We start from the raw sequence: 7,786 nt of genomic DNA, 5'->3' as shown, positions 1-7,786 counted from the left end.
AAGTCTTTTGAGTAGAAGGGCCAGGAAAGCCAAGTGGATGAACTGCAAACTGGTGTTAATCATTCGCTCGCAGTTCTTCCACAGTCTTCTATTCTTTTCCAGCCAGGCGAAACTACGCTCGACGATCCATCGCTTGGGCATGACCTTAAAGGTGTGTAGTTCGCTGCGTCTGGCAATCTGTACTTGCACATGCTTGCCCAGGATTTCGCGCACTCCTTGCGCAAAGGGCGGGCCCACATAGCCGCTGTCGCACAGCAGGCTTTGCACTCGCCCAAGCTTAGGTTTACAGCGGCGCAGCGCCTGTAGCACTCCTTTCCGGTCTGTCACCTCGGCTGTGGTTACGGCCACCGCGTGCGGCAGCCCTTGCGTGTCCACTGCGATGTGGCGCTTGATGCCCGAAACCTTCTTGCCCGCGTCATAGCCCTTCTGGCCTGCCGTGTCCGTGTTCTTCACGCTCTGCGCGTCCACAATCAAGAACGTGCTGCAGGCGTTGCGCCCCCGTTTCTCGCGGGCCACGCCAACCTGATTTTTTTAATGCCTGCTCCAGCAGGCTGCCTCCTTCGCGGGGCTCACTCCAGATGGCCCAGTATGAGTGCACTGTGCGCCACTTGGGAAAATCACTGGGCAGGGCTCGCCATTGGCAGCCCGTGCGCAGCAGGTACAGCACCGCGCAGAATACCTCGTACAGATCTACTTGACGTGGCGCTGTCCTTTTGCGGGCACTCTCCAGCAAAGGCCTGATAACCTCGAATTGCTCCGACTTGATATCACTTGGATAATCTCTTCTCATCTCCCAAGCTTCTCATAACTCGGAGACTTTGAACAGGTTCTAAGGGCCAAAGTAAAGTAGCGATATGAGACCATGTTTAGAAACCGTGCTATAAATCAAAAGCAACTGTATTGAAACCTGCATCCACATAAGTAATTTCTCCGGTAATGCCGCTAGCAAGGTCGCTGCACAAAAATGCAGCAACATTACCGACTTCGTCAATGGTGACATTTTTACGGAGTGGAGCAACTTTTTCTGTATATCCCAGTAATTTTCCAAAATCACCAATACCAGCCGCCGCAAGCGTCTTGATCGGTCCGGCGGAAACCGCATTTACTCTAATCCCATGTTTGCCCAGACTAGAAGCCATGAAACGCACATTAGCCTCCAGACTTGCTTTAGCCAGACCCATTACGTTGTAATTTGGCATGACGCGTACCGCTCCCAGATAACTGAGAGTAAGCAGTGCCGCTTGTCTGCCTTGCATCATTGGCATTCCGGATTTCGCTAACGCTGCGAAACTGTACGAGCTGACATCGTGTGCAATATGGAAAGCTTCGCGAGTAACACTTTGCAGATAATCGCCCGTTAAAGCCTCACGTGGTGCAAACGCAATAGAATGCACGATACCATCGAGACCATCCCAGCAACTGGCCAGTTGCTGGAAACACTGTTCAATTTCTTCATCCTTGCTGACATCACAGCGGAACAAGAGCTTGCTATCGAAATCTGCCGCCAGTTTTTCGACACGCCCTCGCAACTCTTCCGATTGATAGGTGAACGCCAGTGTTGCCCCTTCCCGATACATTGCGCGCGCAATGCCATATGCAATGGAACGATTGCTCAGTAAACCAGTGATTAATATTTTTTTATTGACAAGAAATCCCATGATGTTATTTTCCTGATTATTTTTTTGGTACGTTACATCTTAGAGCGGGTTGCCTTAAAATGTATATAAATTAATTTAATAGATCTCTTATTCGTTTGACTGCCGCCTGCAGGTTTTCCATCGATGTGGCAAATGACAAACGAATATAACCTTCAGACCCAAAAGCAGAACCTGGAACGACTGCAACGCCTGCTTTCTCAAGTAGGTACGCACTGAATGCTACATCACTCGCCTCTGCTATCAGTTGCTGTGCATATAATCGGCTGATTACCACACGCACGTCTACAAATGCATAAAATGCACCCTTGGAATATAGGCAACGAATACCTTTGATGGTATTCAGACTGTCAGTGAGAAAGCGATTACGTTCTTTGAAAGCGGTAGTCATTGGAATAATACAGGACTGATCGCCGTTCAATGCCGTTTCAGCCGCAGCTTGCGCAATAGAATTCGGATTGGAAGTGCTTTGCGATTGAATATTCTCCATCGCGGTAATGATGCTGGCAGGTCCACCGCAATAACCGATCCGCCAGCCGGTCATGGCGTAGGCCTTGGATACGCCATTCAATACCACTGTGCGTTCCTTCAGATCAGGGCAAGCATCGAGAATATTAACAAACTTATCGTCACTGAGCAGGATGTGCTCATACATATCATCGGTTGCAATCAAAATATCAGGGTATTGGCGTAACGCCTCTCCCAGTGCCCTTAATTCGGCCAGGTTGTAAACGCTCCCCGTAGGATTGCTGGGACTGTTGATCACAAACATGCGAGTGCGCGAAGTAATTGCAGCGGCAAGCTGTGCCGGTGTAATCTTGAAATCGTCCTCGATATCGGTCGAAATGAATACCGGCTTACCTTCTGCAATCAGTACAATATCCGGGTAGGATACCCAGTAAGGTGCCGGAATGATTACTTCATCACCGGGGTCAATCGTTGCCAATACCAGATTGAAAAAGCTCTGCTTACCACCACTGGAAACCAATATTTCCTTGCTGGTATAGTCCAGATTATTTTCCCGTTTGAACTTGTTGATGACCGCCTGCTTGAGTGAGGGAGTCCCGCCCACAGCGGTATATTTGGTAAAACCACAGTGAATTGCGGCAATCGCGCTTTCCTTGATATGCTGGGGCGTATCGAAATCGGGTTCACCCGCTCCCAACCCGATAATATCTTTACCTTCTGCTTTAAGTTTGGCAGCCTGAGCAGTAACCATTAGCGTAGGAGAAGGCTTAATGGCTTGAACGCGTTGCGAGAGTTTCACGAATTGACTCCAGAAGTGTGCGATTTACGCATGTTAAAATCAAATGACCGATAACCGGAAAATTATACTGTGATTATTACCTGTCCCGGCAGCCCTTTCAAGCTCAATCAGGCATTCCAGCCTGCGGGAGATCAACCCGAAGCCATCCGCCAGCTCGTAGATGGAGTGCAGTCAGGTTTATCGTTTCAAACTTTACTGGGCGTGACCGGTTCTGGAAAAACATTCACCATTGCCAACATGTTAATGCAGTTAGGGCGCCCTGCCATTATTATGGCGCCTAATAAAACTCTTGCCGCTCAGCTTTACGCAGAAATGCGTGAGTTTTTTCCAGAGAATGCAGTGGAATATTTTGTTTCCTATTATGATTATTATCAACCGGAAGCCTATGTACCTTCGCGCGATCTCTTCATCGAGAAGGATTCCAGTATCAACGAGCATATCGAGCAGATGCGGCTATCGGCAACCAAATCGCTGCTGGAGCGCGATGACGCCATCATTATTGCATCAGTCTCCTGCATATACGGGATAGGTGATCCGGTCGACTATCACGGCATGATTCTGCATGTGCGTGAACAAGAAAAAACTACTCAGCGGGATATTATCAAACGCCTCACTGAAATGCAGTATCAGCGCAATGAATTTGAATTCAGCCGCGGCACCTTTCGGGTACGCGGTGATGTGATCGATGTGTTTCCGGCAGAAAACGCGGAAACCGCGCTGCGCATTTCATTATTTGATGACGAAATCGAGAGTATGTCGCTGTTTGATCCTCTTACCGGACATATATTACGCAAAGTATCCCGCTATACCGTTTATCCATCGAGCCATTACGTCACGCCACGTAGCACGACCCTGCGCGCGATCGAGACCATCAAAACCGAACTGGAACAACGGAAAAACTGGTTCTATGAGAGCCATAAGCTGGCCGAAGCGCAGCGTATCGAACAGCGTACTCGTTTTGACCTGGAAATGATGAATGAATTGGGTTTCTGTAAGGGTATAGAGAACTATTCACGCCATCTGTCTGGCCGACAAGCGGGCGATCCTCCGCCCACCCTGATCGATTATCTTCCTAAAAACGCACTGATGATTATTGATGAAAGCCATGTGACCGTTCCGCAAATTGGCGGCATGTACAAAGGGGATCGTTCCAGAAAGGAGAATCTGGTGGAATATGGATTCAGACTGCCCTCCGCTCTGGATAACCGCCCGCTAAAATTCGATGAGTTTGAGCGACTCATGCCACAAACAATTTTTGTCTCGGCCACACCAGCTGAATACGAAATGGCGCATAGCGGGCAGATTGTCGAACAGGTTGCACGACCAACCGGTTTGGTTGACCCTATCATTATGGTGCGTCCCATTACTTCGCAAGTAGATGACTTAATGTCTGAGGTAACTGTCCGCGCAGCCAAGAACGAGCGAGTGCTGGTAACGACATTGACTAAACGTATGGCAGAAGATCTGACCGATTATTTCTCGGAACACGGTATTCGTGTGCGCTATTTGCATTCTGACATCGACACGGTAGAGCGAGTCGAAATTATTCGTGATCTACGCTTGGGGAAATTTGATGCGTTAGTCGGAATCAATTTGCTGCGAGAGGGACTGGATATACCGGAAGTATCGCTGGTCGGAATACTCGATGCGGATAAGGAAGGATTTTTGCGTTCGACACGCTCTTTGATTCAAACCATGGGACGTGCGGCACGCCACGTCAATGGAAGCGCCATCTTGTATGCTGACAGAATTACCAACTCCATGCGCAACGCGATGGATGAAATCGAAAGACGGCGTACCAGGCAGATATTATTCAATCAGCAGCATCATATCGTTCCTCGCAGTGTAAATAAACAGATAAAAGATATGATTGATGGAATTTACACTACGGAAAACGCATTACAGAATCTTCAAATTGCGCAAACTGAGGCGCGTTATTCCAATATGGATGAATCGCAGCTGGCAAAAGAAATTCAGCTGCTTGAGAAAAATATGCTGGCCGCAGCAAAAAATTTAGAATTCGAGCAAGCTGCACATATACGCGATAAAATCAGGCAGCTTAAAAACAAACTGTTCATCGGTATAACAGCATTACCTGGTGAAGAGACTGCTGATACCGACAACACGCCGGTATCAGCCAGAAAAAAGAGCAGGAGAGTTAGAAAAAGCTAATATTCCAACCAATTTGCCAATCCTGGATTTACGGATTGACTTTAACCTGGGTAGAAGTCACAAAAATCAGCCGATCAAAAGTCCGATTCAGCGTCTTGCTCGTAAAATTGTGCATGGACATACTTTCCACAAAACGCAGGTGATCACCATTTTTTACCTTGGTTAACGGAGCCGCAATCCAGAAAGTCTTACCACCATTGGCCAATTCAATATAGGTGTACCCGGTCGTATCAATTGATGAAACAACGATGCCTTCGTTCGTAGGCAATGTGGTAACCGCTGGCGCAGACTCAGCCTGAAGAGGGAACGAACTTATGGTAAAGAAAAAAATAATGACTGCTGAGATGATTTTTTTACGTAACACTTGATTTTCCTTAAAGAGAAGAAGTAGTTAATTTTGACTGGAAACGAAAATTGTATTGCGCATAAAACAGATCAGGAAATATTCCTGGACGCTGGTTTTTGACAAATTTACCAATAAAGAGTTTGGAATAACCCAACAATAAATGCAACTGTTCTGCAAGCTTATGCTGAATAGTCACGAAGAATTTTGTATAGCAATAAAGCAAGTGACCCAAATCACTAATGCTTCGTTTTAACATATATACAAGATATACCAGATATTAGTCTGCACTGAATTACCCCTTGAGAAATTGCCTGTCGGTAAATCTGCCCAAGATAGGCTGATGCCACCTCATGGCAAAGAAATAACAGGAGATGATGAATATTTCTATATGGTATTGACAGCCACTATACATTCTGTAGCAACAAATCATTGAGCCGTTTTACAAAACCAGCTGGATCTTCGAGCTGCCCGCCTTCTGCCAGTAGCGCCTGATCGTATAGAATCCGACTCCAGTCAGCAAATTTAGTTTTCTCAAATTTTAGACGCTGCACCATGGGGTGATGCGGGTTGATTTCTAGGAAGGGTTTGGTATTGGGGACTTTCTGGCCTGCAGATTTGAGCAAACGTTCCAGATTACCGCTCATGTCGTGCGTATCTGAGACCAGGCAAGCAGGGGATTCTGTCAGGCGGAAAGTTACGCGGACATCTTTAACATGATCTTGCAGAACTTCCTTCATTTTCGTTGCCAATTCCTGAAATTCGCCTGTTTCTTTTTCTTTTATTTTTTTCTCTTCCTCGTCTTCCAGTTTGCCCAGGTCAAGATCACCCTTGGCTATCGATTGTAGTGATTTACCTGAATACTCATGTAGATTAGCTACCAGCCATTCATCAATACGGTCGCAGAGCAGCAAGACTTCAATACCTTTTTTACGGAAGATCTCGAGATGTGGGCTGCTTTGTGCTGCTTTCAACCCATCTGCCGTAATGTAGTAAATCTTTTCCTGCTCCGGTTTCATGCGGGCGATATACTCGTCCAGCGAGACATTCTGTTCATCACTCTCGTCAAAAGTTGAAATAAATCTGAGCAGTTTGGCGATTCGTTCGCGGTTGGTAAAATCCTCGGCAATGCCTTCTTTCAAAACCTGGCCGAATTCACGCCAGAACGTTCTAAATTTATCCTGGTCGGCTTTTTCCTCGTTGGTTGCCAGCGACTCAATCAAACCGAGCACTTTTTTGATGCATCCCGCGCGAATGTTATCGATATCTTTAGATTCCTGCAGTATTTCACGGGAAACATTCAGCGGCAAATCATTCGAGTCAACGATACCGCGAATAAATCGCAGATACGCAGGCAGCAATTTCTCCGCATCATCCATGATAAAAACGCGTTTGACATATAATTTGAGACCGTGGCGATGATCGCGGTCAAACAGATCAAAAGGTGCGCGTGTGGGGATATATAAAAGTTGGGTATATTCCTGTTTACCTTCTACCTTAGCATGCACATAAGCCAGTGGCGGTTCGAAGTCATGCGCAACATGCTTGTAGAATTCCTCATACTGTTCCTGAGTGATTTCACTTTTAGGACGCGTCCAGATTGCGCTTGCTTGATTGACCGTTTCATCTTCATCACTGAGTTTGTAAGATTTTTTCTCCTCATCCCATACCTGCTTTTTCATCAGAATGGGCAGCGTGATGTGATCCGAGTAGCGGCGGATAATTGAATGTAGTTTATGGCCGTCCAGCAAATCTGTTTCATCTTCCCTCAAATGCAACACGATTTCAGTGCCACGGTTATGTTTTTCAACGGTTTCCAGCGTATATTCTCCTTCACCGGTAGATTCCCAGCGAACGCCATGCTCGTGCGTCAAACCCGCACGTCGCGTTGTCAAACTCACTTTGTCTGCCACAATGAATGCAGAATAAAAGCCGACACCAAACTGCCCGATCAGATGTGCATCCTTGGCCTGATCCCCAGTCAGTGCATTGAAAAATTCACGTGTACCGGATTTGGCGATCGTACCGATATTATCGATCACCTCTTGTCTTGACATGCCAATGCCATTATCAGTAATCGTCAGTGTGCGAGTCTCTTTATCAAAAGTAATTTGAATTTTTAGATCGGGATCATTCTCGTACAAAGCTGCATCGGATAATCCCTCGAATCTCAGCTTGTCAGCAGCATCTGACGCATTAGAAATCAACTCGCGCAAAAATATCTCCTTGTTACTGTACAAGGAATGGATCATCAGCTTCATCAATTGCTTAGCTTCCGCCTGAAAACTCATGTGTTCAACATTTTCTGCAACTTGCATATTTTTCTCCTCTTAAAATAGGTTAAGATTA

At 46.5% G+C, this 7,786-nt stretch carries 6 protein-coding genes; 1 reads left to right on the top strand and 5 read right to left on the bottom strand.

What is annotated here, in order from left to right; all coding sequences use genetic code 11:
* From NSMM_RS11890 to NSMM_RS11880, 3 genes are all read right to left on the bottom strand, one after another.
* Positions 1 to 790 (bottom strand): IS5 family transposase gene (locus tag NSMM_RS11890; protein ID WP_176753814.1). Its coding sequence is split into 2 segments (ribosomal slippage), with 792 coding nucleotides annotated over them: positions 1 to 532 and positions 531 to 790; the frame shifts between segments, so codons are not numbered across the junction. This gene is flagged as partial in the annotation.
* A gap of 88 nt (positions 791 to 878) precedes the next feature.
* A complete protein-coding gene (locus tag NSMM_RS11885; RefSeq protein ID WP_090287703.1) occupies positions 879 to 1,658 on the bottom strand; it encodes an enoyl-ACP reductase FabI in 780 nt (259 codons plus the stop codon).
* Positions 1,659 to 1,728: 70 nt separating this feature from the next.
* Positions 1,729 to 2,922 (bottom strand): pyridoxal phosphate-dependent aminotransferase, encoded by a 1,194-nt coding sequence (locus tag NSMM_RS11880; protein WP_090287701.1) that lies wholly within the window; start codon positions 2,920 to 2,922, stop codon positions 1,729 to 1,731.
* A 69-nt stretch (positions 2,923 to 2,991) separates the two neighbouring features.
* Between NSMM_RS11880 and uvrB the strand changes: the two genes are divergently transcribed.
* Positions 2,992 to 5,094 carry an excinuclease ABC subunit UvrB gene (gene uvrB, locus NSMM_RS11875; protein ID WP_090287699.1) on the top strand — a complete coding sequence of 701 codons (2,103 nt, stop codon included), beginning with the start codon at positions 2,992 to 2,994 and terminating at the stop codon, positions 5,092 to 5,094.
* A 28-nt stretch (positions 5,095 to 5,122) separates the two neighbouring features.
* Here uvrB and NSMM_RS11870 read toward each other — a convergent pair whose 3' ends face one another.
* Both NSMM_RS11870 and htpG read right to left on the bottom strand, forming a co-directional pair.
* Positions 5,123 to 5,458, bottom strand: a complete 336-nt coding sequence (locus NSMM_RS11870) for an NrfJ (RefSeq protein ID WP_090287697.1) — start codon at positions 5,456 to 5,458, stop codon at positions 5,123 to 5,125.
* A 386-nt stretch (positions 5,459 to 5,844) separates the two neighbouring features.
* Positions 5,845 to 7,755 (bottom strand): molecular chaperone HtpG, encoded by a 1,911-nt coding sequence (gene htpG / locus NSMM_RS11860; protein WP_090287694.1) that lies wholly within the window; start codon positions 7,753 to 7,755, stop codon positions 5,845 to 5,847.
* Positions 7,756 to 7,786: the final 31 nt, after the last annotated feature.

Origin of the sequence: Nitrosomonas mobilis (genome assembly GCF_900103035.1) — a bacterium.
GTDB classification, from domain to species: Bacteria; Pseudomonadota; Gammaproteobacteria; order Burkholderiales; family Nitrosomonadaceae; genus Nitrosomonas; species Nitrosomonas mobilis.
This window is presented reverse-complemented; position numbering and strand designations above follow the sequence as displayed.